The 587-nt window shown below is 37.0% G+C and carries 1 pseudogene; it reads left to right on the top strand.

The features are described from left to right. A pseudogene (locus FUA24_RS10965) lies at nt 1-587 on the top strand (hypothetical protein); the annotation flags it as partial.

Raw genomic sequence — 587 nt, 5'->3', positions numbered from 1 at the left:
TGCCATAGGTAAAGGCACCTATGTTAGTCCAGAAAACATGAGTAATTATCCATATTTAACACGCCAAAATACCTTAGCTGAAAAAGTATCACGCTTGCAGGCAGAATCGTTAAAGTTTTTAGGTGGTTTTAGTGATCCGTTACCATGGAATATGGAAACCGCTGTTAAAATTCCTATACTACCCGATGACCAAAATCAACAACCATTTGTAACAGATTTTGATTTTTCTGACACTAACACAAATGCTTACAGCGGTTTATATCACTGGTTTGGTTTAGAGCCCGTTGGTGACGAGCGTACAAGCTTAACCTTTAGTGTTTTTGTGCCTGCCGATGGTACAAACAAGTTTTACTACTATAATCATGCTGCTAAAAAACAAGGATATGCAGGCGTATCGGCAATGCCATTAAAAGTTATTGAATCTAGAAAAGAGTTTGATTGGTCTGTTAATAAACCTGTTGAATTTAGGCCGTATATTAAGAGTATTGCAGGTAGAAAACGTATGTTTTTCTTAGGAACTATTTCTGCTATAAGAGATAATGAAGCCGAAAAGTTTGATGGGTCTGCAACTCCAGATTTGGCATTAA

Source organism: Seonamhaeicola marinus (genome assembly GCF_008085455.1).
This window is presented reverse-complemented; position numbering and strand designations above follow the sequence as displayed.